Genomic DNA, 514 nt, shown 5'->3' on the forward strand with positions numbered 1-514 from the left:
GCCGCCTTCCACGTCCCCGCGACGATCTCGGGCTGGCGGAACACGGCGCGAAGGCGGTCGATGACCGCGGCCTCGATCTCGCCTGCCGGCACGCGGCCGACCGGGCAGGCCCCGGCGCCATGCTTCAGCACGGTCTGACTGACATAGTAGCGGTAGAGACGATCCCCCTTCCGAGTATGCGTCGGTGAGAACGCAACGCCATCGGGACCGAACAGCAGCCCCTTCAAGAGCGCGGGTGTCTCGGCGCGGGTGCGGGCCGCACGCTTGCGCGGGCTTTCCTGCAGAATGGCGTGGACGCGGTCCCATGTCTCGCGGTCGACGATGGCGTCGTGCTCGCCGGGATAGCTCTGGCCCTTGTGGACCGCCTCGCCGAGGTAGGCCCGGTTCGAAAGCATCCGGTACAGACACTTCTTGTCGATCCGGTTGCCGCGCGGCGTGCCGAGGCCCCGGTCAGCGACCTCGCGGGCCAGCAGCGTGCAGGACCCGATGTCGAGGAAGCGGGCGAAGATCCAGC

1 protein-coding gene is annotated in these 514 nt (G+C 69.3%); it reads right to left on the reverse strand.

Annotated features, from left to right (window positions below; translation table 11 throughout):
• Positions 1–514, reverse strand: a 514-nt coding sequence (locus GT358_RS16405; protein ID WP_208103591.1) for a recombinase family protein, incomplete at both ends; no start/stop codon positions are given.

Origin of the sequence: Rubellimicrobium sp. CFH 75288, assembly GCF_009904055.1 — a bacterium.
Taxonomy (GTDB): domain Bacteria; phylum Pseudomonadota; class Alphaproteobacteria; order Rhodobacterales; family Rhodobacteraceae; genus Rubellimicrobium.